General features: G+C 58.9%; 20 protein-coding genes. 15 read left to right on the top strand and 5 right to left on the bottom strand.

Annotation, left to right across the window (positions count from 1 at the left end; translation table 11 throughout):
* Positions 1-63: 63 nt before the first annotated feature.
* Positions 64-903: a MurR/RpiR family transcriptional regulator gene (locus tag MXF20_RS20860; RefSeq protein ID WP_021506531.1), complete on the bottom strand. Its 840-nt coding sequence runs from the start codon at positions 901-903 to the stop codon at positions 64-66.
* Between the two features lie 216 nt (positions 904-1,119).
* Here MXF20_RS20860 and yfhb point away from each other — a divergent pair, with 216 nt between their 5' ends.
* Both yfhb and tadA read left to right on the top strand, forming a co-directional pair.
* A complete protein-coding gene (yfhb, locus tag MXF20_RS20855; protein ID WP_325971231.1) occupies positions 1,120-1,758 on the top strand; it encodes a phosphatidylglycerophosphatase C in 639 nt (212 codons plus the stop codon).
* A 57-nt stretch (positions 1,759-1,815) separates the two neighbouring features.
* Entirely contained in the window at positions 1,816-2,310 is a 495-nt protein-coding gene (gene tadA / locus MXF20_RS20850; protein WP_071813580.1) for a tRNA adenosine(34) deaminase TadA, read from the top strand.
* Here the strand turns inward: tadA and mltF are convergent.
* Positions 2,307-3,764: a membrane-bound lytic murein transglycosylase MltF gene (gene mltF, locus MXF20_RS20845; protein WP_325971230.1), complete on the bottom strand. Its 1,458-nt coding sequence runs from the start codon at positions 3,762-3,764 to the stop codon at positions 2,307-2,309. The two genes, tadA and mltF, sit on opposite strands and share 4 nt — an antisense overlap.
* 270 nt (positions 3,765-4,034) lie before the next feature.
* On the opposite strand from mltF, the gene purL reads away from it, so the two are divergent.
* The 5 genes from purL to glnB all read left to right on the top strand — a co-directional run bounded on the left by purL (position 4,035) and on the right by glnB (position 12,415).
* Positions 4,035-7,925: a phosphoribosylformylglycinamidine synthase gene (gene purL, locus MXF20_RS20840; RefSeq protein WP_325971229.1), complete on the top strand. Its 3,891-nt coding sequence runs from the start codon at positions 4,035-4,037 to the stop codon at positions 7,923-7,925.
* A gap of 637 nt (positions 7,926-8,562) precedes the next feature.
* On the top strand, positions 8,563-9,990 hold the full coding sequence (locus MXF20_RS20835) for a HAMP domain-containing sensor histidine kinase (protein WP_325971228.1): 1,428 nt from the start codon (positions 8,563-8,565) through the stop codon (positions 9,988-9,990).
* 3 nt (positions 9,991-9,993) lie between these two features.
* Positions 9,994-10,665: a two-component system QseEF-associated lipoprotein QseG gene (gene qseG, locus MXF20_RS20830; protein WP_325971227.1), complete on the top strand. Its 672-nt coding sequence runs from the start codon at positions 9,994-9,996 to the stop codon at positions 10,663-10,665.
* 2 nt (positions 10,666-10,667) lie between these two features.
* Positions 10,668-11,999 (top strand): two-component system response regulator GlrR, encoded by a 1,332-nt coding sequence (gene glrR / locus MXF20_RS20825; RefSeq protein ID WP_325971226.1) that lies wholly within the window; start codon positions 10,668-10,670, stop codon positions 11,997-11,999.
* Positions 12,000-12,076: 77 nt separating this feature from the next.
* Complete coding sequence (glnB, locus tag MXF20_RS20820; protein WP_007886217.1) at positions 12,077-12,415, top strand: nitrogen regulatory protein P-II; 339 nt, start codon at positions 12,077-12,079, stop codon at positions 12,413-12,415.
* A 51-nt stretch (positions 12,416-12,466) separates the two neighbouring features.
* Here the strand turns inward: glnB and hmpA are convergent, their stop codons facing one another.
* Positions 12,467-13,651: an NO-inducible flavohemoprotein gene (gene hmpA / locus MXF20_RS20815; RefSeq protein WP_325971225.1), complete on the bottom strand. Its 1,185-nt coding sequence runs from the start codon at positions 13,649-13,651 to the stop codon at positions 12,467-12,469.
* Between the two features lie 338 nt (positions 13,652-13,989).
* Here hmpA and glyA point away from each other — a divergent pair, with 338 nt between their 5' ends.
* On the top strand, positions 13,990-15,243 hold the full coding sequence (gene glyA / locus MXF20_RS20810) for a serine hydroxymethyltransferase (RefSeq protein WP_021506540.1): 1,254 nt from the start codon (positions 13,990-13,992) through the stop codon (positions 15,241-15,243).
* Between the two features lie 124 nt (positions 15,244-15,367).
* Positions 15,368-16,504: a 3-phenylpropionate MFS transporter gene (locus tag MXF20_RS20805; protein WP_325971223.1), complete on the top strand. Its 1,137-nt coding sequence runs from the start codon at positions 15,368-15,370 to the stop codon at positions 16,502-16,504.
* On the opposite strand, the gene csiE is transcribed toward MXF20_RS20805, so the two are convergent.
* Positions 16,501-17,769 carry a stationary phase inducible protein CsiE gene (csiE, locus tag MXF20_RS20800; RefSeq protein ID WP_325971222.1) on the bottom strand — a complete coding sequence of 423 codons (1,269 nt, stop codon included), beginning with the start codon at positions 17,767-17,769 and terminating at the stop codon, positions 16,501-16,503. The two genes, MXF20_RS20805 and csiE, sit on opposite strands and share 4 nt — an antisense overlap.
* Positions 17,770-17,927: 158 nt before the next feature.
* Between csiE and MXF20_RS20795 the strand changes: the two genes are divergently transcribed.
* The 3 genes from MXF20_RS20795 (at position 17,928) to MXF20_RS20785 (ending at position 20,736) form a co-directional block, all read left to right on the top strand.
* Positions 17,928-18,554: a DUF1007 family protein gene (locus MXF20_RS20795; protein ID WP_325971221.1), complete on the top strand. Its 627-nt coding sequence runs from the start codon at positions 17,928-17,930 to the stop codon at positions 18,552-18,554.
* Positions 18,545-19,522: a nickel/cobalt transporter gene (locus tag MXF20_RS20790; protein WP_325971220.1), complete on the top strand. Its 978-nt coding sequence runs from the start codon at positions 18,545-18,547 to the stop codon at positions 19,520-19,522. Before MXF20_RS20795 ends, MXF20_RS20790 begins: the two co-directional genes overlap by 10 nt.
* Before the next feature lie 200 nt (positions 19,523-19,722).
* Entirely contained in the window at positions 19,723-20,736 is a 1,014-nt protein-coding gene (locus MXF20_RS20785; protein WP_325971219.1) for a hypothetical protein, read from the top strand.
* A gap of 36 nt (positions 20,737-20,772) precedes the next feature.
* Here the strand turns inward: MXF20_RS20785 and suhB are convergent, their stop codons facing one another.
* Positions 20,773-21,576, bottom strand: a complete 804-nt coding sequence (gene suhB, locus MXF20_RS20780; protein ID WP_325971217.1) for an inositol-1-monophosphatase — start codon at positions 21,574-21,576, stop codon at positions 20,773-20,775.
* Positions 21,577-21,698: 122 nt separating this feature from the next.
* On the opposite strand from suhB, the gene trmJ reads away from it, so the two are divergent.
* The 3 genes from trmJ to MXF20_RS20765 all read left to right on the top strand — a co-directional run bounded on the left by trmJ (position 21,699) and on the right by MXF20_RS20765 (position 24,334).
* On the top strand, positions 21,699-22,442 hold the full coding sequence (gene trmJ, locus MXF20_RS20775; protein WP_325971215.1) for a tRNA (cytosine(32)/uridine(32)-2'-O)-methyltransferase TrmJ: 744 nt from the start codon (positions 21,699-21,701) through the stop codon (positions 22,440-22,442).
* A 135-nt stretch (positions 22,443-22,577) separates the two neighbouring features.
* Complete coding sequence (gene iscR, locus MXF20_RS20770; protein ID WP_031279392.1) at positions 22,578-23,075, top strand: Fe-S cluster assembly transcriptional regulator IscR; 498 nt, start codon at positions 22,578-22,580, stop codon at positions 23,073-23,075.
* Positions 23,076-23,164: 89 nt separating this feature from the next.
* Complete coding sequence (locus MXF20_RS20765; RefSeq protein WP_325971214.1) at positions 23,165-24,334, top strand: IscS subfamily cysteine desulfurase; 1,170 nt, start codon at positions 23,165-23,167, stop codon at positions 24,332-24,334.
* Positions 24,335-24,358 lie beyond the last annotated feature (24 nt).

Here is a 24,358-nt window from a genome sequence, read left to right as displayed (position 1 = left end):
TGCCCCGCCCGATGGTCAATTTCGGGCTAAGGCAGGGTGGGGAATATCCTGATCATGGGGGAATCAGACCAGCTTTTTCACCAGCTCCTCGCTGTGACGAATATGGCTCGAGGCGCGTTCCGGATCGTTCTGCACCAGCGCCATAAACAGCAGGTCGGTCAGCGCCAGCTGGGCGCTGGTGGAGGAGATGGCCGCGCTGCGCGTGCTCTGCTCCTCGGCGACGGTGTACAGGCAGACCGTCGCGCACTGCTGCAACGAATTCGGGGTAAAGCCGGTAAATGCCAGCACATCGGCGCCAATCGCCGCCGCTTCCTGCGCCGCGAGGTTGATCTCACGCCGTTCGCCGGTGTAGGAGATCGCCAGCAGCACATCACCGGGTGCCATCGCCTGCACGCTGGCCAGCAGCGCATGCATATCCTGTTCGGCGACCGCGTTAATGCCAATCTTCATCAGCTTCCATGAAAAATCTTTCGCCACCAGTCCGGAAGCGCCAATGCCGACCAGCAGAATGCGGTTGGCGTTTTTCAGCAGCTGCAGCGTTTCGGTGAGTTTCTCTTCGCTGTTGATATCCAGCGTGGCGCGAATCGCCGAAATTTTTTCCGTCAGCAGCTTCTCACCGACCACTTTCAGCGGATCGTCGCTGAGGATGTGGTTATGCACGGTGATGGCATCGCGGTCGGCCAGCGACTCGCTCAGCGCCAGCTTGAGCGCCGGAAAGCCTTTGTAACCCAGTTTCTGCGCAAACTTCACCACGCTCGACTGGCTGACGCCCGACTCTTCCGCCAGCTTTTGTGAACTCAGATGCCGTGCCCGATCAGGCTGCGACAGCAAAAAATCCGCCAGCCGACGCTCATTCAGCGCCAGGCGTGGGTAGAGCTGGCGAATTCGCAGCAATGAACTCATGTTCGATCCTCAATCCATAGTCCCGCACCCAGCTTAGCCGCTCGCGGAAGGAAATGTCTGGCCAGGAATGTCAGATGACATCGCGCCGACGCAGAGAATAAACTATTCAAATGGCATTGTAGCCACTGGAATTAAAAATGACAGCTTTCGCCCCGATGCGTGTTGCTGGCTACACTGTAGAGCAGGTATCGCCGCGTTTAGAAAAAGGAGCAGGGTTTGACTAAGGGTTCGCATCGCCGCGTGGTATTTTTTGACCTCGACGGCACGCTGCATCAGCAGGACATGTTTGGCACGTTTATGCGCTATCTGCTGCGTCGTCAGCCGATCAATTTATTGCTGGTGGTGCCGCTGCTGCCGGTCATCGGCATGGGGATGCTGATTAAAGGCCGCGCCGCGCGCTGGCCGATGAGCCTGCTGCTGTGGGCCATCACCTTTGGTCATCGCGAGGCCACGCTGCGCCAGCGTGAGGCCGAATTTGCCCGCTGGTTCCGCGAGCGCGTCACCGCGTTTCCGGTGGTGCAGCAGCGGCTGACTGATTACCTCAGCAGTGAAGACGCGGATGTCTGGCTGATCACCGGCTCGCCGCAGTCGCTGGTGGAACAGGTCTATTTTGACTCCGCGTTTCTGCCGCGCGTGAAGCTGATCGCCAGCCAGATGAAGCCAGGCCATGGCGGACGGGTATTGGCCATGCGCTGCCTCGGCCATGAAAAAGTGGCGCAGCTCGAGGAGAAAATCGGTACGCCGCTGCAGTTGTATAGCGGCTACAGCGACAGCAAGCAGGATAACCCGCTGCTGTTTTTCTGCCAGCATCGCTGGCGCGTTACGCCGCGCGGTGAACTGCAACAGCTGGAGTGAATCACAGCAGGATTCCGTCTATAATGCGCCGCCTTGTTAATCCGCAGGAGTTGCCCGTTGAACCCACAAACTGACGAATACTGGATGCGCCACGCGCTCGAACTGGCGCGGCGTGCGTGGGAGCAGGGCGAAGTGCCGGTCGGTGCGGTGCTGGTGCAGGGCGACAGAGTGATCGGCGAGGGCTGGAACCGGCCGATTAGCCAGTGCGATCCCACCGCGCACGCCGAAATCATGGCGCTGCGTCAGGGCGGAAAAGTGATTGATAACTACCGGCTGCTCGATACCACCTTATACGTGACGCTGGAGCCGTGCGTGATGTGCGCCGGTGCCATGGTGCACAGCCGTATCACCCGCTTAGTGTATGGCGCAAAGGATGAGAAAACCGGTGCCGCCGGTTCGCTGCTGGATGTGATTGGCCATCCGGGGATGAATCATCAGATCGAGATTGCGCATGGCGTGCTGGCAGAAGAGTGTGCCACGCTGCTGAGCGACTTCTTCCGTATGCGCCGGGAACAGAAGCGCGCACAGCGGCAGGCGCTGCGCGCCGATTAGTTCATCGCTATCTTCGGTTCGACCGCCGGGTATCCGGCTCCCAGTTCCGCTTCCAGCGCCGACTGCTGCGCCAGCCGCTTCTCCTGCTCCTGCAGATAGCCTACCAGGCTGATCTGATACTTACGGATGTTCTCAACGTAGTTATAGGCTTCATGGCCGCGCGCATAGCCGTAAGTGGTCTGCGCGTAATAGCGTTTCTGGCTCAGCATCGGCAGACGCAGCTTAACGTCGGCCCAGCTGTCCGGATTGCCGCCCTGTTTGAGCGTCAGCCGGCGCGCGTCCAGCATGTGCGCATAGCCCATGTTGTAGGCCGCCAGTGCAAACCAGATGCGTTCATCTTCCGGAATGGTGTCCGGCACTTTTTCCATCATGCGCCGCAGGTATTCGCTGCCGCCGCGAATGCTCTGCTCCGGATCGAGACGATCGTTCACGTCGAGGCTGTCAGCGGTATTGCGCGTCAGCATCATCATGCCGCGCACGCCGGTGGGCGAGGTCGCCTGCGGATTCCAGTGCGACTCCTGATACGAGATCGCCGCCAGCAGGCGCCAGTCGATACTGGACGCGTACTTCTCAAACAGTGGCTTGATATCCGGCAGCGTGTTGTCAATCGCGCGCAGGAAGGTGCGGGTATCGACATAATCAAAAGTGCCGACGTGGCCGAGATACTTCTCTTCCAGCCGCGCCATGGTGCCTTCTTCCCCCATCTGACTGTAAAAGTCGAGCATGGCAGCGTTCAGGCTGTCGTCATCGTTACGCGGCAGATACCAGGTCACCGGCTCTTCATCGGTAATATCAAACGCCACCGCCAGCTGCGGATGGATGCGCTGCAGCAGGCCGATGGTCACCGAATCTCCCACGGTATAGTCGAGCTTGCCGTCGGCAACCGCTTCCAGCAGCGCTTTCTGGCCCATATCGGTGGAAATGGCCCAGTCGAGATCGGGATAGCTGTCCGCTTTGGCGGAACGTAATGTTGACAGATAGGCCGAACCGGACTGCACAATCAGCCGGCCTTTCAGATCACCGAGATTTTTGGGCCGCGGCCTGTCGATGCGATACACCAGCTGCTGCGACACCGAATAGTAGCTTGGGCCACTCTGATAGCGGCTGAGGCGCTCGCTGTTATAGATCAGCCCGGCGGCCAGCAGGTCGGCTTTGCCATCGTCGAGATCGTCAAACAGGTCACCGAGGTTAGGCCGCACCGTGACTTCCAGCTTCACGCCAAGATAATCGGCGAAGCGTTTCGCCAGCTCGTAGTCCATACCGGCTGGGGCATTATTGATGGTGTAGTAAGTCAGCGGCGAGTTGACGGTACTGATGCGCAACACTCCCCGCGATTTGATCTGTGATAACGCGTCTTTTCCGCCCCCGTACCAGGGGATGGACGGCCACAGCGCCAGCGCAAGCAGCACGGTGATCAGACCGATAAACAGATAATTTAATTTCAGGCGTTTCAAATAGTTGTCTCGTAATGGCTCACAGGCCTCTGTCTTTTAAAGGCAGTATTTATGTTGTTTTGCACTCCCAGAGCGAGGGGCATTTTGCGCAACAAAGCGCAACAGGGCAACTTATATAGCAAGATTTGCGCAAAATTCAGGCAAATCCTGAGGCTCAGTTTTTCTGCGCAAACGGTTTCGTAACCCGTGCTGTTTCTCTATAATACCGCCCGTTTTCCCTGTTGCGCCCCATGAAGCGTCGCCCGGCGCTTCGAAGACGAGAGATCTTTAATGATGGAAATTCTGCGTGGTTCGCCCGCTCTGTCGGCATTTCGTGTAAACAAACTGCTGACCCGCTTTCAGGACGCTCATCTGCCGGTGAGTGATATTTACGCCGAGTACGTCCATTTCGCCGATGTCAGCGCACCGCTCAGCGCGGAACAACAAGCCCGCCTGCAGCGTCTGCTGAAATACGGTCCTTCTCTCGCCGAACATGCGCCACAAGGGCGTCTGTTGCTGGTGACGCCGCGTCCTGGCACCATTTCTCCCTGGTCATCGAAAGCCACCGATATCGCCCACAACTGCGACCTGCCACAGGTATTGCGCCTGGAGCGCGGTCTGGCCTTCTATGTACAGGCACCGCAGCTGACCGAGGCGCAGTGGCAGCAGCTGGCCAGCCTGCTGCACGACCGCATGATGGAAACCGTGTTCACCGAGCTCAGCGCGGCAGAACAGCTGTTTGCACATCATGAACCGCAGCCGCTGAAAAGCGTAGACGTGCTGGGCGGAGGGCGCGAGGCACTGGAGCAGGCTAACCGTACGCTCGGCCTGGCGCTGGCCGATGACGAAATTGATTATCTGCTCGATGCCTTCACTACCCTGGGCCGCAATCCGAACGACATCGAGCTCTATATGTTTGCCCAGGCGAACTCTGAGCACTGTCGTCACAAGATTTTTAACGCCGACTGGATCATCGACGGCGAAAAACAGCCGAAGTCGCTGTTTAAAATGATTAAAAATACCTTTGAGCAGCATCCGGAACACGTCCTGTCGGCTTATAAAGACAACGCGGCGGTGATGGAAGGCTCCGAGGTCGGGCGTTTCTACGCCGATGCGCAGCAGGGCGAATACGATTTCCATCAGGAAGCCGCACACATCCTGATGAAGGTGGAAACCCACAACCACCCGACAGCCATTTCGCCGTGGCCGGGCGCCGCCACCGGTTCCGGCGGGGAAATCCGTGATGAAGGCGCCACCGGGCGCGGCGCGAAGCCAAAAGCCGGTCTGGTCGGTTTCTCGGTTTCCAACCTGCGTATTCCCGGCTTTGAACAGCCATGGGAAGAGGATTTCGGCAAGCCGGACCGCATTGTTACCGCGCTGGATATCATGACCGAAGGGCCGTTAGGCGGCGCCGCGTTTAACAACGAATTTGGTCGCCCGGCGCTGAACGGCTATTTCCGTACTTATGAAGAGCAGGTCAACAGCCACAACGGCGTTGAGCTGCGCGGCTATCACAAGCCGATCATGCTGGCCGGCGGCATCGGTAACATCCGTGCCGATCACGTGCAGAAGGGTGAGATCATCGTTGGCGCGAAGCTGATCGTGCTGGGTGGTCCGGCGATGAATATCGGCCTCGGCGGCGGTGCGGCGTCTTCCATGGCGTCCGGCCAGTCGGATGCCGATCTCGACTTTGCCTCGGTGCAGCGCGACAACCCGGAGATGGAGCGTCGCTGTCAGGAAGTGATCGACCGCTGCTGGCAGCTGGGCGAAGCCAACCCGATTCTGTTTATTCACGACGTCGGTGCTGGTGGCCTGTCTAACGCCATGCCGGAGCTGGTGAGCGACGGCGGCCGCGGCGGCAACTTCAACCTGCGCGACATCCTCAGCGATGAGCCAGGCATGAGCCCGCTGGAAGTGTGGTGTAACGAGTCGCAGGAGCGTTATGTGCTGGCGGTTGCGCCGGACAAACTGGCGCTGTTCGATGAGCTGTGCCAGCGCGAACGTGCGCCGTACGCGGTGATTGGTGAAGCGACCGAAGAGCAGCACCTCAACCTTGCCGACAGCCACTTCGATAACAAACCGATCGACATGCCGCTCGACGTGCTGCTGGGTAAAACGCCAAAAATGACGCGCGACGTGGCCAGCCAGCAGGCTAAAGGTGACGCGCTGGTGCGGGACGGCATTACCATTGCCGATGCGGTAAACCGTGTGCTGCACCTGCCAACCGTGGCGGAGAAAACCTTCCTGGTGACCATCGGTGACCGCAGCGTAACCGGCATGGTGGCGCGCGATCAGATGGTCGGGCCGTGGCAGATCCCGGTGGCGAACTGCGCCGTGACCACTGCCAGCCTTGACAGCTACCACGGCGAAGCGTTTGCCCTGGGCGAACGTGCCCCGGTCGCGCTGCTGGATTTCGCCGCGTCCGGTCGTCTGGCGGTGGGCGAAGCGCTGACCAACCTGGCAGCGACCGCGATCGGTTCGCTGAAGCGCGTGAAGCTGTCGGCAAACTGGATGGCCGCAGCCGGTCACCCGGGTGAAGACGCGGGCCTGTACGCCGCGGTGAAAGCGGTGGGTGAAGAGCTGTGCCCGGCGCTGGGTATCACCATTCCGGTGGGTAAAGACTCCATGTCGATGAAAACCCGCTGGCAGCAGGGCACCGAGCAGCGCGAAATGACCTCGCCGCTGTCGCTGGTGATTACTGCCTTTGCGCGCGTAGAAGATGTGCGTCGCACCGTAACGCCACAGCTGCAGCCGGAAGGCGACAACCTGCTGCTGCTGGTGGATCTCGGTAACGGCGCCAATACCCTCGGTGCCACGGCGCTGTCGCAGGTGTATCGCCAACTGGGCGATAAGCCAGCCGACGTGCGCGATGCGGCGCAGCTGGCCGGCTTCTTCAATGCCATTCAGACGCTGGTCAGCGAGCAGAAACTGCTGGCCTACCACGACCGCTCGGATGGCGGGCTGCTGGTCACGCTGGCGGAAATGGCCTTCACCGGCCACTGCGGTGTTGAGGCGGATATCGCCGCGCTGGGCAGCGATGCGCTGGCAGCACTGTTTACGGAAGAGCTGGGCGCCGTACTGCAGATTAATGCTGCCGACCGCGCGGCCGTGGAAAAAGTGTTTGCCGATCACGGTCTGAGCAGCAATGTTCACGTCATCGGTAAAGCGCTGCCGGGCGACCGTTTTGTTATCAGCTCCGGCGACAGCGCGGTGTACAGCGAAAGCCGTACCACCCTGCGTACCTGGTGGGCTGAAACTACCTGGCAGATGCAGCGCCTGCGCGATAACCCGGCCTGTGCCGATCAGGAACATGAAGCGAAGAAAGACGATAACGATCCTGGCCTGAACGTGCAGCTGACCTTCCGTCCGGAAGAGGATGTGGCGGCACCGATGATCGCCACTGGCGCGCGTCCGCGCGTTGCCGTGCTGCGCGAGCAGGGCGTGAACTCGCACGTTGAGATGGCCGCTGCCTTCCACCGCGCAGGCTTCACCGCGGTTGACGTGCACATGAGCGATCTGCTGGCGGGCCGTCGTGGTCTGGAGGAGTTCCACGCGCTGGTCGCCTGTGGCGGCTTCTCCTACGGCGACGTGCTGGGTGCGGGCGAAGGCTGGGCGAAATCGATTCTGTTCAACAGCCGCGTGCGTGACGAGTTTGAAAACTTCTTCCACCGTCCTCAGACGCTGGCGCTGGGCGTGTGTAATGGCTGCCAGATGATGTCGAATCTGCGTGAGCTGATTCCGGGCAGTGAGCTGTGGCCGCGCTTTGTGCGTAACCAGTCCGAGCGCTTTGAAGCACGTTTCAGTCTGGTGGAAGTGGCTGCCAGCCCGTCACTGCTGCTGGACGGCATGGTCGGTTCACGCATGCCAATTGCCGTCTCGCACGGCGAAGGTTTTGTTGAAGTGCGTGACGGCGCGCATCTGGCAGAGCTGGAAGCGAAAGGGCTGGTGGCGCTGCGCTTCGTCGATAACTTCGGTAAAGTCACCGAGACCTATCCGGCGAACCCGAACGGCTCACCGAACGGCATCACCGCCGTGACCAACGAAAGCGGTCGCGTCACGATCATGATGCCGCATCCGGAGCGCGTGTTCCGCACCGTCAGCAATTCGTGGCATCCGGCGGAGTGGGGCGAAGACAGCCCGTGGATGCGCATTTTCCGCAACGCGCGTAAGCAGCTGGGTTAATCCTGCATCTTACCGGTGCCCATTAACGGGCACCGTTCAAAGGCCGCTCAACGCGGCCTTTTTTATTTCTTAGGTTGCGTGGCCACCGCTGTCGATTGGGTGTGATTACCCCCACATCTTTCACATGTCGGAAAATGACGACAATCCCATAATTGCACTGTCGCTAAAAGGTGACATTTAAGTCTTTGATTAATAAGGTGAGGAAACTGTCACGTTAAAGCCGTTGCTAATTGGCGACACTTTTTTCAGACCGGCCGGTCCGAAACTGTCGCTAATCCACATTTTTTGCTGGCAGCATGCTGATTAACAAGGCTATTTATTTTCTGGCACGATAGTTGCTATACTTACAACGTTGCTCATTCTCCTGTCTATGATTGCCCCGCACTGCGGCTGAGCTCATAAAATATGGAATGACGCACCAAACGGAGCCTGTCGTCCACCCAACCGATAATCGCTTGCTTTGCAACGTTATCAGACACCGGACGCAACGTTGAGTTAGGCTCCACCTATTTTGCAGGCGATGCTGCGGCGTCGCTCTCACGGCAGGCCAAAAGGCCTGCCGTTTTCGTTTTCAGCCTTTCTAACCTTGTCAGACTTCGCTAGCATGCCTGCAACTCACCTCAAAGGAAGCGCGGTTGTGAAGAGATGGCGTCTGTTTCCCCGATCCCTGCGGCAGCTGGTATTAATGGCCTTTCTGCTGGTGCTGCTGCCGCTGCTGGTGCTGGCGTGGCAGGCGTGGGAAAGCCTGTCAGCGCTGAGCGATCAGGCGGCAGACACCAACCGCAATACCTTTACCGATGTGCGCCGCAGCGAAGCCATGGCGCGCACGGCGCTGGAGCTGGAGCGCAGCTATCGTCAGTATTGCGTGCTGGGCGATGCCAGCCTGGCACGCCTGTATCAAACCCAGTGGACGCGCTACGGCCAGATGCTCAGCAGTCATGCCGCCAGCCTGCCCGATTTGCCAGCGTTCAAAATATTGCAGAACGCGCTGCCGCAGCTGGAAAAGCTGCAGTGTGACAATGGCAATCCGCAGGCGCTGGCGGCGAGCGCGCTGGAGGCATTCTCCACCGCCAATACCCGCATGGTGCAGGCCACGCGTGAAGTGGTGTTTTCACGCGGTCTGCAGCTGCAGCGCGAAATCGCCGATCGCGGCCAGTTTTTTGGCTGGCAGGCGCTAATCCTGTTTTTGATCAGTCTGGCGCTGGTGCTGCTGTTTACCGGCATGATTATCGGGCCGGTCAAACGCGTCGAGCGGATGATTAACCGGCTGGGCGAGGGCAAAACGCTGGGGAACAGCGTCAGCTTTCGTGGGCCACGGGAGATCCGCTCGCTGGGACAGCGCATTGTCTGGCTCAGCGAGCGCCTCAGTTGGCTGGAAGCGCAGCGGCATGAGTTTCTGCGCCACCTGTCGCATGAGCTCAAAACGCCGCTGGCCAGCCTGCGCGAAGGCACAGAACTGCTGGCCGACCAGGTGGCTGGCCCGCTCAACGCCGAACAGCAGGAGGTGGTGGCGATTCTTGACACCAGCAGCCGTCATCTGCAGCGGCTGATTGAACAGCTGCTCGACTACAATCGCCGGCTGGCGGACAGCCCGCTGCGGCTGGAACCGGTCGCGATTGACGCTATCGTTGACAGCGTCGTCAGGGTGCATTCACTGCCGGCCAGCGCGCGCCAGATGCACACGCACATCGATCTGCAGGCCCGCTATTGTCTGGCGGAAGCCACGCTGCTGCAGCGGGTGATTGATAACCTCTACTCGAACGCCGTGAACTACGGTAGCGAATCCGGTAACATCTGGCTGCAGAGCCAGCAGAAGGGCAATCAGGTGTGGATTGAGGTGGCGAACACCGGCACGCCGATTCCGGCTGAAGAACAAGCGATGATCTTTGAACCCTTCTATCAGGGCAGCCAGCAGCGTAAAGGGCCGGTGAAAGGCAGCGGGCTGGGGTTAAGCATCGCCAAAGATTGCCTACGCAGGATGCAGGGTGATTTGCAGTTGGTTACACGCAAGGACGCTGACGTCTGTTTTCGTATCATTTTGACTACCAGCGCCGGGAATGCCTGATTAATGAAACTCACATTTAGCCGATTCTTTATCGGTGCGCTGATGGCGATCGGCCTGAGCGCCTGTCAGGCGCCGTCCACCGGCAGTGCACCGCGCGGTGCGGTTAACCTGCCGGAACCCGAGGTTCGCCTGGCGGATTATCTCGCCACCGATTGCCAGAATGTCTGGCAGATTGAAGCGGCGGCAGCGATGAGCAACCCGCTTTACTGGCAACGTGCCATCGACTGCGGTGAACGACTGTCGGCTGCGGAAGCGCGGGCGGAAGCACGGCGCTGGCCGGTACAGGGCTGGGCGCGCGCCTTCAAGCAGGGCATTCTGCTGGCCAATGGTAACGTCACGCCGGTAGAGCGCCGTCAGTACGTTGATACGCTCGACAGCTATAGCGCGGATTATCCGGCGGCGGTGCGTCCGCTGCTGCAGCTGTGGCGCAGTAACCAGGCCGCGCAGCTGGAGCTGAGCGAGGCGCGCGGCCGCTACGCCGCACTGCAGCAAAGCAATGACGCCGAACTGGATCGCCTGCGTCAGCAGCAAACGCAACTGCGGCAAACGCTGGACGATACCCAGCGTAAACTGCAGCGCCTGACCGACATCGAACGCCAGCTGTCATCGCGCAAAGCGCCGGACAGCGGCGACAGCACGCACGGCGCCAGCGATGCCCAAAGCGAGGAGCACTAATCATGAAACAGGCCGCACGCTTACTGCTGGTGGATGACGATCCGGGCTTACTCAAGCTGCTCGGTATGCGTCTCAGCAGTGAAGGTTATCAGGTAGCGACCGCGGCCAGCGGGCCGGAAGCCCTGCGTCATCTGCAGAAAGAGAAGGTCGATTTGGTGATCAGCGACTTGCGCATGGATGAAATGGATGGGCTGGCGCTGTTTGCTGAAATCCAGAAGCGCCACACCGGATTACCGGTCATTATCCTGACTGCGCACGGCTCGATCCCGGAAGCGGTGGCGGCAACGCAGCAGGGTGTATTCAGCTTCCTGACCAAGCCGGTCGATCGCGACGCGCTGTACAAAGCGATCGACGATGCGCTGGCGCAGCGTGCGCCGGTCAGCGATGACGGCTGGCGCGAAGCGATCGTTACGCGCAATCCGCTGATGCTGCGGCTGCTGGAGCAGGCGCACATGGTGGCGCAATCCGACGTCAGCATTTTAATTAACGGCCAGAGCGGTACCGGCAAAGAGGTGCTGGCGCAGGCGATTCATGCCGCCAGCCCGCGCGCCAGCAAACCTTTCATTGCTATTAACTGCGGTGCGCTGCCGGAGCAGCTGCTGGAGTCGGAGCTGTTTGGCCACGCCAAAGGCGCGTTTACCGGGGCGGTGAGCGCGCGCGAAGGGCTGTTTCAGGCGGCGGAAGGCGGCACGCTGTTTCTTGATGAAATCGGCGACATGCCGCAGGCGCTGCAGGTGAAACTGCTGCGCGTGCTGCAGGAGCGCAAAGTACGTCCGCTGGGCAGCAATCGCGATCTCGATATCAACGTGCGTATCATCTCCGCCACGCACCGCGATCTGCCAAAAGCGATGGAGAAGAAAAGCTTCCGTGAAGATCTCTACTATCGCCTCAACGTGGTGAATCTGAAAATTCCGGCGCTGCACAAACGCGCCGAAGACATTCCGCTGCTGGCCAACCATCTGCTGCGCCAGTCGGCCGATCGCCATAAACCCTTTGTGCGCAGCTTCTCGGTCGATGCCATGAAGCGCCTGGTGGGGGCGAGTTGGCCGGGGAATGTGCGCCAGCTGGTCAACGTCATTGAGCAGTGCGTGGCGCTCACCACATCCCCGGTGATCGGTGACGTGCTGGTAGAACAGGCGCTGGCCGGAGAGAACACGGCGCTGCCGACCTTTGTCGAAGCGCGCAACCAGTTTGAACTTAATTATCTGCGTAAACTGCTGCAGATGACCAAAGGCAATGTGACGCACGCGGCACGTCTGGCTGGACGCAACCGCACCGAGTTTTATAAGCTGCTGTCGCGCCACGAACTGGACGCCAGCGAATTTAAAGAGTAGCTTGCTGCGGCAGCGTCAGGAACACTTATACTCATAGTTACCCGTCCATCATGGAGGGAGCGAAAAAAGGATCTGTCATGAAAAAGATCGATGCAATTATCAAACCATTCAAACTCGATGATGTGCGTGAAGCCTTAGCGGAAGTGGGCATAACCGGGATGACGGTCAGCGAAGTGAAAGGCTTCGGACGTCAGAAAGGCCACACCGAACTGTATCGCGGTGCCGAATACATGGTCGATTTTCTGCCAAAAGTGAAAATCGAGATGGTGGTGGGCGATGATATCGTCGACACCTGCGTAGAAACCATTATGAAAACCGCGCAGACCGGTAAAATCGGCGACGGCAAAATCTTTGTCTTTGACGTGGCGCGCGTGGTGCGTATTCGTACCGGCGAGGAAGACGAAGAGGCCATCTGAGCCCTTCGTCCTCTGCAAGACATCAAGCCTGCCGCGTGCAGGCTTTTTCATTTACAGCACTTTGTGCGGACCGAATACTTCGTAGTGGATGCGATCGGCGGGTATGCCGGCGTCGGTCAGCTGGCGCGCGACAAACTGCATAAATGCCAGCGGGCCACAAATCCAGAACTGGCGATCGGGCTGGATCAGTTCGGCCGACACGGTGGCTAAATCCATCAGACCCTGCGCATCGTAACGCCCCGCGTCATCAGCGTGCGGCTGGCGATACCAGACGTGGCGGCTAAAGTGCGGCAGACGCGCACCCAGCGTCGCGACCTCATCAGCAAACGCGTGCTGTGCGCCGTTTTCAGCGGCGTGCAGCCAGCTCACCGCCGCCGGATGCTGCTGCTCTGCCAGGCTGGCCAGCATGGCTAACAATGGCGTTTGCCCGACGCCTGCTGAGATCAGCGTCACCGGCGTCTGTGCTGCGGCCTGCAGGAAGAAATCCCCGGCTGGCGCGGCGCACTGCACGATATCGCCAACCTTCGCATGCTGATGCAGCCAGCCGGAGACGCTGCCCTGCGCTTCGTGTTTCACCGCAATGCGATAGGCGTTGCCATTCGGCAGATGCGTGAGCGAATACTGGCGGTGCTGAATATGTTCGCTGCCCGCCGGACGCAGGCTGATGGCCAGATACTGACCCGGCAGGAAATCGGCCACCGGCTGGCCGTCATTCGGCACCAGCTCAATGCTTTTGATCACCGAGCTCTGCGCGGTGATCGCACGGATGCGGAAATCCCGCGCGCCGCGCCAGCCGCCGACTTTCTCTTCCGACGCACGGTAAATCGCTTCTTCACGCTGAATAAATACCTCAGCCAGCACGCCATAGGCTTTGCCCCACGCCGCCAGTACTTCATCGCCTGGATTGAGCAGCTCTTTAATCGTCGCCAGCAGATTTTCCCCGACAATCGCGTACTGCGCCGGCTGAATATTCAGGCTGGCGTGCTTCTGCGCAATTTTCTCCACTGCCGGCAGTAGCACCGCGAGGTTTTCCAGATTGCTGCCGTACGCGTAGATCGCGTTAAACAGCGCTTCACGCTGATTGCCGCTGCGCTGGTTGTTCATGTTAAACACATCTTTCAGTTCCGGATGCCGCGTCAGCATCCGCTGATAAAAGTGGCCGGTCAGCTGCGGGCCAAGCCGGGCAATGGCGGGCAGGGTGGATTTCACAGTGGCGATGGTTTGCGCGTCGAGCATCGGGAACTCCTCGGGGGTAATTTTAAACATGTATTTTAAATGCATGTTATGCCTGTTGCCGCAGGCTGTAAATCCCTCGTGTGTTTTGGGCAGCGACCGGTAAACCGGAAGCGGGCGCGCAAAGCTGAAAAATTTTCCTGATGTGGATGAACAATTATCCGCTTTGGTTAGCCGGCTAAAAAGCGTAAAAATCCCGTGCCAGCGCCTTGCCAATCGTTTGCGTAAAAAGAGGGGATTGGCGCTACCGTCCCCTGGCAAAACCGTTTACACTGTTGGCCTTCGCCCCTTAGCCGGGGCTTAAACTGCCGTTAAAAAAGTTGCTGAGTCAGGAGATGCGGATGTTAAAGCGTGATATGAACATTGCCGATTATGATGCCGAGTTGTGGCAGGCTATGGAGCAGGAGAAGGTGCGTCAGGAAGAGCACATTGAACTGATTGCTTCTGAAAACTACACCAGCCCACGCGTTATGCAGGCGCAAGGTTCACAGCTCACCAACAAATATGCCGAAGGCTATCCGGGCAAACGCTACTACGGCGGATGTGAATATGTGGATATCGTTGAGCAGCTGGCGATCGATCGCGCTAAAGCGCTGTTCGGCGCGGATTACGCTAACGTGCAGCCGCACTCTGGTTCTCAGGCTAACTTCGCGGTGTACACTGCGCTGCTGCAGCCGGGCGACACCATTCTGGGCATGAACCTGGCACACGGTGGTCATCTGACCCACGGTTCGCCGGTCAACCTGTCTGGCAAGCTGTACAACGTTATTCCTTACGGCATCGACGAAACCGGCAAAATCAATTACGAAGAGCTGGCTGAGCTGGCGCAGACCCACAAGCCAAAAATGATCGTGGGCGGCTTCTCTGCATACTCTGGCGTGTGCGACTGGGCAAAAATGCGTGAAATCGCCGACAGCATCGGCGCCTGGCTGTTTGTTGATATGGCCCACGTTGCTGGTCTGATCGCTGCTGATGTCTACCCGAACCCGGTGCCGCACGCGCACATCGTGACCTCGACCACGCATAAAACGCTGGCCGGTCCGCGCGGTGGCCTGATCCTGGCGAAAAACGGCGACGAAGAGCTGTACAAGAAACTGAACTCCGCGGTGTTCCCGGGTGGTCAGGGCGGCCCGCTGATGCACGTTATCGCCGGTAAAGCCGTGGCGTTCAAAGAAGCGATGGAGCCGGAGTTCAAGGCTTATCAGCAGCAGGTTGCGAAAAACGCCAAAGCGATGGTGGAAGTGCTGCTGGAGCGCGGTTACAACATCGTTTCAGGCGGTACTTACAACCACCTGTTCCTGATCGACCTGGTGAGCAAAGGTCTGACCGGTAAAGAGGCGGATGCCGCTCTGGGCCGCGCCAACATCACCGTGAACAAAAACAGCGTGCCTAACGATCCGAAGAGCCCGTTTGTGACCTCCGGTGTGCGTATCGGTACCCCAGCAGTGACCCGTCGCGGCTTCAAAGAAGCGGAAGTGCGCGAACTGGCGGGCTGGATCGCTGACGTACTCGACAACATCAACGACGAAGCCACTATCGAGCGCACTAAGCAGAAAGTGCTGGATATCTGTGCCCGTCTGCCGGTTTATGCCTGATAAGCGCTAAACCCGCGGTGTGAAGAAGGATGGCGCAAGCCATCCTTTTTTTATTCCCTTTCGCAGCCGGCTTTGAGAAAGTAACGGCCATTCCGCGCACGGCGGAGCGTCAACAGGAGGAAACATGACCATCGGATCGGCCAGGTGGCTGGGACTGAGCTACTTTACCTACTTTTTCTGCTATGGCATCTATCTGCCGTTCTGGAGCGTATGGCTGAAAGGCAACGGGCTGGATGCGGAAAAAATTGGCCTGCTGCTGGGCTGTGGCATGGTGGCGCGCTTTGCCGGCAGCCTGCTGATTGCTTCGCAGGTGAAAAATCCGACCCAGCTGATTTTTGCGCTGCGCCTGCTGGCGCTGGTGACCTGTCTGTTCGCGCTCGGCTTCTGGCTGGGCAGTCAGTGGCTATGGCTGCTGCTGGTGATGATTGGTTTTAACCTGTTCTTCTCGCCGCTGGTGCCGCTCAGTGATGCGCTGGCGGCCACCTGGACGCAGCAAATCGGGCTGGCCTATGGGCCGGTACGGCTGTGGGGCTCGCTGGCGTTTGTCATCAGCTCGGCGCTTACTGGTATGCTGGTCAGCGCCTGGTCATCGCAGGTGATTCTGCTGCTGTTGAGTATCGGTGCGCTGGCGATGCTGTCTGGCATGCTGCTGCCGCCACAAACCCGACCGCAGGGTGAGATGCGCCAGGGCGCGAGCGGTGGCTGGGCGGCGTGGCGCGATATGCTGCGCGAAAACAGCGTCTGGCGCTTCATGTTGTGCGTAACGCTGATGCAGGGCGCGCACGCCGCGTATTACAGCTTCAGTGCCATCTGGTGGCAGGAAGCCGGGTATTCGGCCTCGGTGGTCGGTTATCTGTGGTCGCTGGGCGTGGTGGCCGAAATCGTGATTTTTGCGCTCAGCAACCGGCTGTTTCGCCGCTGGAGCGCGCGCGATCTGCTGCTGCTGTCAGGCATATGCGCGCTGGTGCGCTGGACGCTGCTGGGCGCCAGCACCGCGCTTCCATTGCTGATTGTGGCGCAGATCCTGCACTGCGGCAGCTTTACCGTCTGCCATCTGGCGGCGATGCGCTTTATTGCCGCGCGCAAAGGCGCAGAAGTGATTCGTCTGCAGTCACTCTATTCGGCGCTGGCGATGGGCGGCGGCATCGCGGTGATGACGATGATCTGCGGCGTGCTGTTTGCTCACCTGCACGGTCACCTGTTCTGGGTGATGTCGCTGGTGGCGCTGCCAGCGCTGTTCCTGCGACCACGCGCGGCTTAAGACTCCAGCAGCTGACGAATGCGCTGCTGCTGGTGATCGCTCAGCGGCAGCTCAGCGTGAATCAGCGGCGGCGAGTAGAGCGGCAGCGAGGTGGCATAAGGCGTAATCACCAGCGCCACATCGCGCGGCGCGCCCTCCCGCTGAAAGTGCAGCATATCCTGATAGGTAATATTGATCGGCAGCAGCGTCATTTCGCGCAGCTGCTGCTCCAGCAGCTGTTCCAGCGCGGCGTCAGCGCCGGTCAGTAACAGCACCTGTTTCTCCTGCAGCGCGCTCTCCTGCATCAGCCAGCCACCAAACAGCACCGCCACCAGGCTCACCTCTTCAGCGCTAAACTGCGTGCCGAAATCGCTGCTGAAGTGCTGCAGCGCGCGTGCCGTGGTGCGCAGCAGGCGCGGATAGAGTCGCGCCACGTCCAGCGCCACGCTGTTATCAATGCCAATGGCAAAATGGCTGCGATCCAGCGCCTGCGCCAGATGGGTATAGAGCTGCAGCTTCAGCTGCTGCTGGTTTTTGATACGCGTCTGCGCCAGTTGCTCAAAGCGGGCGATCAGGGCTTCCACCGCGGCCATCAGCTTGTGTGCCTGACTATCTGCCAGCTGGCTGCCGTCGGGTGCATGAATCAGGCTGAACAGCAGCGTCCAGAAATCGGTCTCGCTGACATCCGGAGCCAGATGACAGCGCTTCTGCCAGTGGTGAATCACATCATCGGCCGCGCCGCGTTCGATCTTTACCGCCAGCCACGCGCGCTGCCGCTCGCTGAACAGCGCCGTCTGGCGCTGACACAGCGCATATTTCATGAAGATTTGCAGAAACAGCCGGTCGCGCGGCGTGAAATCGCGCGCCAGCCGCAGGCTGCAGTGCTGAATCAGCGCCTGCAGATTGGTTTCGTCCCACAGCGCTTTCTCGATTTTCAGCACTTTGAGCCGCTGGCGCAGCGCCGGGGCAAAATGGGTACAGACGAAATCCTGCGACAGGCGCAATGCGCGGCGCAGCCAGTGCAACAGGCACAGCCGCCGGTCCAGTTCCGTGCCATGAATGCGAAAGCTGCCATCCACCATCTGGTGTAATTCCAGCTGGTGAAAGCGCTGTATCTCATCACCGACATCCGCGATATCCTGTCGGGCGACAACAGGGTCCACGCCATTTAACTGGCAAAGCTTTTCAAGCGTCAGCGCGGGAGCAGGCAGAAACAGCAGCAACAGCAGATGGCAACGACGCTGGGCGCGGCTGAAGAGGGGAGCAGTTGAATGCGCTGAACTCATCAATCGTGATATCCGCAGGTCATTTTTCAGCTAAGAATAGCTAACTCCACGCGCTGACCCTGGCCTTTGTCATGACTTTTGCTCAGAGCTTCAGGGCGGGTCACAGTTTTTTCTGGCCCGGTATCCTTCTGACTTTAAAATTTGTTACTTTATAACATATGAAAATTGCGCTCGTTAGCTTTACGCTGTTGTTCAGCAGTGCCGTGTGGTCGCATCCGCACAGCTTTATTGACATGCAGACCGAACTGCTCGGGAAGGACAATCATCTCAGTGCGATGAAGATGGTATGGACCATGGATGAAATCACCTCCGCCGATCTGCTGTACGACGCCGGCAACGCCAAACCGGGCGAGGTGGTGTGGAAAAAGCTGGCGGCGCAGGTGATGGCCAATGTGCTTGGCCAGCACTACTTTACCGAAGTGTGGCAGGATAAAAACCGGGTGAAATTTCTCAACCTGCCGCAGGAGTATCAGCTGTCGCGCAAGGGCAACAAAGCGGTGCTGGAATTCATTGTGCCGTTCGGTGAACCGCAGTCGCTGAGTGCCAGGCAGTACCGCATCCAGACGTTCGATCCCAGTTACTTTGTTGATATGTATTACGACAATCCGCAAGCCATCACCATGGATGAGACCGTGAAAGCCCATTGCCAGTTTGACTTACATACGCCCAAACCCAATGACTTGCTAAAGCAGTATGCGTTGTCGCTGGATAAAGCCGACGCACCGCCGGAGGATATGGATCTCGGCCAGCAGTTTGCCCAGACGGTGACCTTAACATGTCATTGATGTCACTGCCTGGCGCGTCGCGTCGCTGGTGGCCGCTGTGGCTGCTGGCGGCACTGCTGATGATCGCCGGCGCACTGCTGTGGCTGCACTGGCCGCAGATTTTGCTGCAAAGCGTGCTGTGGCAGAAAGTGTTGCACCGCGAGATGACGCAGCTACTGCAGCAGGTGGCGCAACAGCCGCAGCAGGCCGGTGTCACGCTGATGCTGTTTAGTCTCGCCTACGGCGTGCTGCATGCGCTGGGACCGGGCCACGGCAAGGTGGTGATCAGCACCTTTCTCGCCACCCATCCGGCGCAGCTGAAAACCAGCATGAAGCTGACGCTGCTGGCGTCGCTGCTGCAGGGCTCGGTGGCGATTGGGCTGGTCACGCTGATGCTGGTGGTGCTGCAAACCTCGTCGCGCCAGCTGCATCTCACCAGTTACTGGCTGGAAAAGGGCAGCTACCTGCTGGTCATGGCGCTGGGCGTGTGGATGGGCTGGCGCGCGTTACAGGCCCTGCGCCACGCGCTCCGTCCGGCAGCCAGGCTGCAGATTCGCGCGGTGCATCCGCAGCATCAGCACTCTGCGCACTGCGGTTGTGGCCATGCTCACCTGCCGGATGCGCAACAGCTGGCCGCGGCGGTGAGCGGAAAAACCCAGGCGCTGGTGGTCCTGTCGATGGGGCTGCGGCCCTGTTCCGGTGCCATCATGATGCTGTTGTTCGCCAAAGTGATCGGCGTGTATAGCTGGGGCGTGGCGTCGGCGCTGGCGATGGCGCTGGGCACCGCGCTCACCGTGTCGCTGCTCGGGCTGTTAGTACAGCGCTCGCGCACGCTGGCGGTGCGACTGGGCAACGTGAGCGGCAACGGGGTGGCAAAACTGTTAATGCCTGTGGCGATGCTGACAGGCAGCCTGCTGTTATTACTGGCCGGCTTTATTTTATGGCACAGTGCGTCGCCCGGCTTTGGTGGCGGTCTGCGTCCATTTTAATTAATACGCATTAAAAAATAAGCGCAGCATGTTCCCTGAATATGCTGCGTTTTTTTCTGCCCGTTACGCATAGTTAAATTTCTGTTGCCTGGCGATCTGGTGAAAAGAGTTTTCTCTGTCTACGCTAGATAATATCAAAAAGACAGGGTGTGCTCTTATATGCGTTACTCTTTATCGTCAATGTTTGCGAGGAAATAAATATGCCTGAAACCTGGACTAATAATGGCAGCACGGAAACGGTAGTGGAAACGCATGGCGGTGTTCCGTTAAAACGCATTTCCTGGAGTGCCGTATTTGCAGGGGTGATTGCGGCCTTAATCATTCATATTCTGCTGGGGCTGCTGGGGACCGCGATCGGGGCCACGACTATCGATCCGCAGCAGGAACAAAATCCGCTGGAGCACCTTGGCACTGGCGCGCTGATCTGGACCGGCGTCAGCATGCTGATTGCGCTGGCGGTCGGTAGCTACGTTGCCGGGCGGCTGGCACAGCGCGAAGGTGCGCTGCACGGCCTGCTGATGTTTGGCGTCAGCACATTGATCACGCTGTGGCTGGCGATCTCACTTGCCAGCGGTATTATCGGTGGCGCCTTTAATATTTTAGGCTCCGGTTTTAACGCCCTGGGTAACGGTATTTCTGCGGTAGCACCTTCGGTAACCAATATGGCGAAAGAGAAGCTGCAGGAAAATAATATCAACCTTGATGATCTGCAAAATGAATTGCAAACCACGCTGCGCCAGACGGGCAAACCGGAATTGCAGCCGGAAAACTTACAGCAGGATGTAAACAGCGAGGCGAATAATGCCGAAAACCAGGCAAAACAGACGGCGCAAAATCCGCAGAATGCGGACAATGATATTGCCAACTGGATTCGTGGTGTATTGAGTCGTCATGCAGATACGCTGCAGGCTGCAGACCGCGATGCGCTGAAAAACATCATTAAAGCGCGGACCGGAAAAAGCGATCAGGAAGCGGAGCAGATCGTTAATCAGACTGAGCAGAGCTATCAACAGGCGATGCAGAAATTCCAACAGCTGAAGCAGGAAGCAGAGCAGAAAGCGCGTGAGGCAGCAGAGAAAGCGGCAGCGGCAACGGCGAAAGCCAGCTGGTTTGCCTTCTTCATGATGCTGATTGAAGCGGTGCTGGCTGCGGTGCTGGGCGGCATCGGACGGCGCACTCAGCCGCGCGCCGTGTTAACCCACGAGCGTCGGTAATAAAAAAGGCGGCTGATTCAGCCGCCTTTTTTTCGCTTAGCGCTTCAGCGCTTCGCTCAGTTCTTCGCGCATGCTGGCCAGCATCGCCTTCACCACACGCGGGTTACCGGCTACCAGGTTGCCAGACAGCATGTAGCCGTGGTTACCGGTGAAATCGGTAACCAGACCACCGGCTTCACGCACCAGCAGTTCACCGGCAGCGAAATCCCATGGCTTCAGGCCAATCTCAAAGAAACCGTCAACGCGACCAGCGGCCACATAAGCCAGATCCAGCGCGGCAGAACCGGTACGACGGAAATCAGCGCACTGAGTAAACAGTTTGCCCACGATGTTGATGTACGGCGTGGCGTGCTGCTTCAGTTTGAACGGGAAGCCGGTGGCCAGAATGGTGCCGTCAAGGTCGCGAGCGGTGCTGCCGCGCAGGCGGTAACCGTTGAGCTGAGCGCCCTGACCACGTACAGCGGTGAACAGTTCGTTACGCATAGGATCGTAAACCACCGCCACTTCGGTGCGGCCTTTGATGCGCACAGCGATAGAAACCGCAAAGTGGGGCAGACGTTTGATGAAGTTGGTAGTGCCATCCAGCGGATCGATTACCCATTGTACATCCTGATCGTCGCCCGCCAGTTCACCGCTTTCTTCGGTGATGATGGTGTGTTGCGGGTAGGATTTGCGAATCACTTCGACAATCAGACGTTCTGCGTCGCGGTCAACATTGGTAACGAAGTCGTTGCTGCCTTTCTGGCTGGCTTCGACGGCGTCCGGGGTTTCATAATTCTTGGCAATTAAATTTCCGGCCTTGCGCGCTGCGCGCACGGCGATGTTGAGCATCGGATGCATCGGTATCTCTCACTGGATGTTAAAGAACGGGGTGAAAACGGCGCGGAGTATATCAGGGTGTTCAGCAAATGTCCTGCTTTTATGTTAGGATGCTCGCCATCATTTCCTTACCGCTATCTATTATGCTGCAAAATATCCGAATCGTACTGGTAGAAACCTCGCACACCGGCAACATGGGTTCAGTGGCCCGCGCCATGAAAACCATGGGCTTAAGCAACCTGTATCTGGTCAATCCGCTGGTGAAGCCGGACTCGCAGGCGATTTCGCTGGCGGCCGGCGCCAGTGATGTGATTGGCGAGGCGAAGATTGTCGATACGCTGGATGAAGCGATTGCTGGCTGCAGCCTGGTGGTCGGCACCAGCGCACGTTCGCGCTCGCTGCCGTGGCCGATGCTCGACTCGCGTGAATGCGGCATCAAAAGCGTGGAAGAGGGCCAGCAGGCGCCGGTGGCGCTGGTGTTTGGCCGCGAGCGCGTGGGCCTGACCAATGAAGAGCTGCAGAAGTGCCACTACCATGTCGCCATTCAGGCCAACCCGGAGTACAGCTCGCTTAACCTGGCGATGGCCGTGCAGATCATCGCCTATGAAGTGCGCATGGCGTGGCTGGACGCGCAGGAGAAAGCCAGTCCGCAGCCGCAGTACGAAGCGTCACCGTATCCGCTGGTCGACGATCTGGAGCGCTTCTATCAGCACATCGAGCAGATGATGCTGAATAGTGGCTTTATCCGCCAGGGGACACCGAGCCAGGTGATGAGCAAACTGCGTCGTCTCTATACCCGTGCGCGTCCGGAGCGCGACGAACTCAACATTCTGCGCGGCATGCTGTCGTCGTTTGAAAAACCTAAAAGCGATAAGGGTAATAGTTGAGTAAATTACCAGGTTAAATAGTTGAGCGAAATACTCGGTTAAATAGTTGACCAAAATACTCGGGAATGTCAGACTGGCCTCCATTCTTCAGATAACCCGCCAACTCGCTGGCGGACGCTTACGAGGTTGTATGCTATGAGACTGACATCCAAAGGACGTTATGCCGTAACCGCTATGCTGGACGTTGCCCTGCACTCGCACGAGGGCCCGGTGCCGCTGGCTGATATTTCTGAGCGTCAGGGCATTTCGCTCTCCTATCTGGAGCAGTTATTCTCGCGTCTGCGTAAGCACGGTCTGGTGGCCAGCGTGCGGGGGCCGGGCGGTGGTTATCTGTTAGGCAAAGACGCCGGGGCGATTGCGGTTGGCGCGGTGATTACCGCGGTGGACGAATCCGTCGACGCCACCAAATGCCAGGGTAAAGAGGGTTGCCAGGGCGGCGAGCGCTGCCTGACCCACGTTTTGTGGCGCGACCTGAGCGAGCGCATCAGCGATTTCCTCAACAACATCACGCTGGCGGAACTGGTGAATAACCAGGAGATCCTCGACGTGGCCGATCGTCAGAACAGCGTTGATAACCGTCGCTTCCAGCAGCATCGCGTGCAGGAAACCATCAACGTCAATCTGCGTGCCTGATCCTCTCTCGTTCAGCCTCCTCTGTTAACCCGGATGAGGCTGAATCGTGCTATAAAGACGTATGATTTTTTATACGGAGTTTTAGCGCAATGAAATTACCGATCTACCTGGATTACGCAGCGACAACGCCTGCGGATCCGCGTGTCGCCAGCAAAATGATGCAGTTCCTCACTTTGGATGGCACCTTCGGTAACCCCGCTTCCCGTTCCCACCGTTTTGGCTGGCAGGCTGAAGAGGCCGTTGACGTGGCGCGCAACCAGGTTGCCGAACTGATCAATGCCGATCCGCGCGAAATCGTGTTTACCTCCGGTGCCACTGAAGCCGACAATCTGGCGCTCAAAGGCGCGGCGCAGCAGCATCAGGCGCGCGGTAAACACATCATCACCAGTCAGACCGAACACAAAGCGGTGCTCGACAGCTGTGCTCAGCTGGCGCGCGAAGGCTTTGACGTCACCTTTTTGCAGCCGGGCGCGGACGGTATCGTCACGCCAGCCATGCTGGAAGCGGCGCTGCGCGACGACACCGTGCTGGTGTCACTGATGCACGTCAATAATGAAACCGGTGTGATTCAGGACATCGCCGCGCTGGGCGCACTGTGTCACGCGCGCGGCATCCTGTTCCACGTGGACGCCACGCAAAGCGTGGGCAAACTGCCGCTCGACGTCAGCACGCTGCCGGTAGATTTGATGTCGTTCTCGGCGCACAAGCTGTACGGGCCGAAAGGCATCGGCGCGCTGTGGGTGCGGCGCAAGCCCAAGCTGCAGATCGACGCGCAGATGCACGGCGGCGGTCACGAGCGCGGCATGCGTTCGGGGACCTTGCCGGTGCACCAGATTGTCGGTATGGGCGAAGCCTATCGCATCGCACGTGAAGAGATGGCGGACGAGAGCGCGCGCCTGGCTACGCTGCGCCATCGTCTGTGGCAGGGCATCAGCACGCTAAGCGACGTACAGCTCAACGGTTCACTCGAACAGGGCGCGCCGAATATCCTCAATATCAGTTTTGCCCACGTCGATGGCGAATCGCTGATCATGGCGCTGAAAGATCTGGCGCTGTCGTCGGGATCCGCCTGTACTTCTGCCAGCCTTGAACCCTCCTACGTTCTGCGCGCCATGGGCGTGGATCAGCAGCTGGCTTACAGCTCGCTGCGCTTTTCGCTGGGTCGCTTTACCACGCAGGAAGAGATCGATTATGCCATCGGGGTGGTACATAAGGCGGTAACGCGCTTACGGGCGCTGACGCCGGCCACTTCCCGCTAAATTTTCGCCCTGCGCCGGTGAGCG

The sequence above is a fragment of the Pantoea dispersa genome (assembly GCF_035783935.1).
In the GTDB taxonomy this organism is placed as follows: domain Bacteria; phylum Pseudomonadota; class Gammaproteobacteria; order Enterobacterales; family Enterobacteriaceae; genus Pantoea; species Pantoea dispersa_C.
Note: the sequence above shows the minus strand (reverse complement) of the source record. Positions and strands in the feature narration are given on the sequence as shown.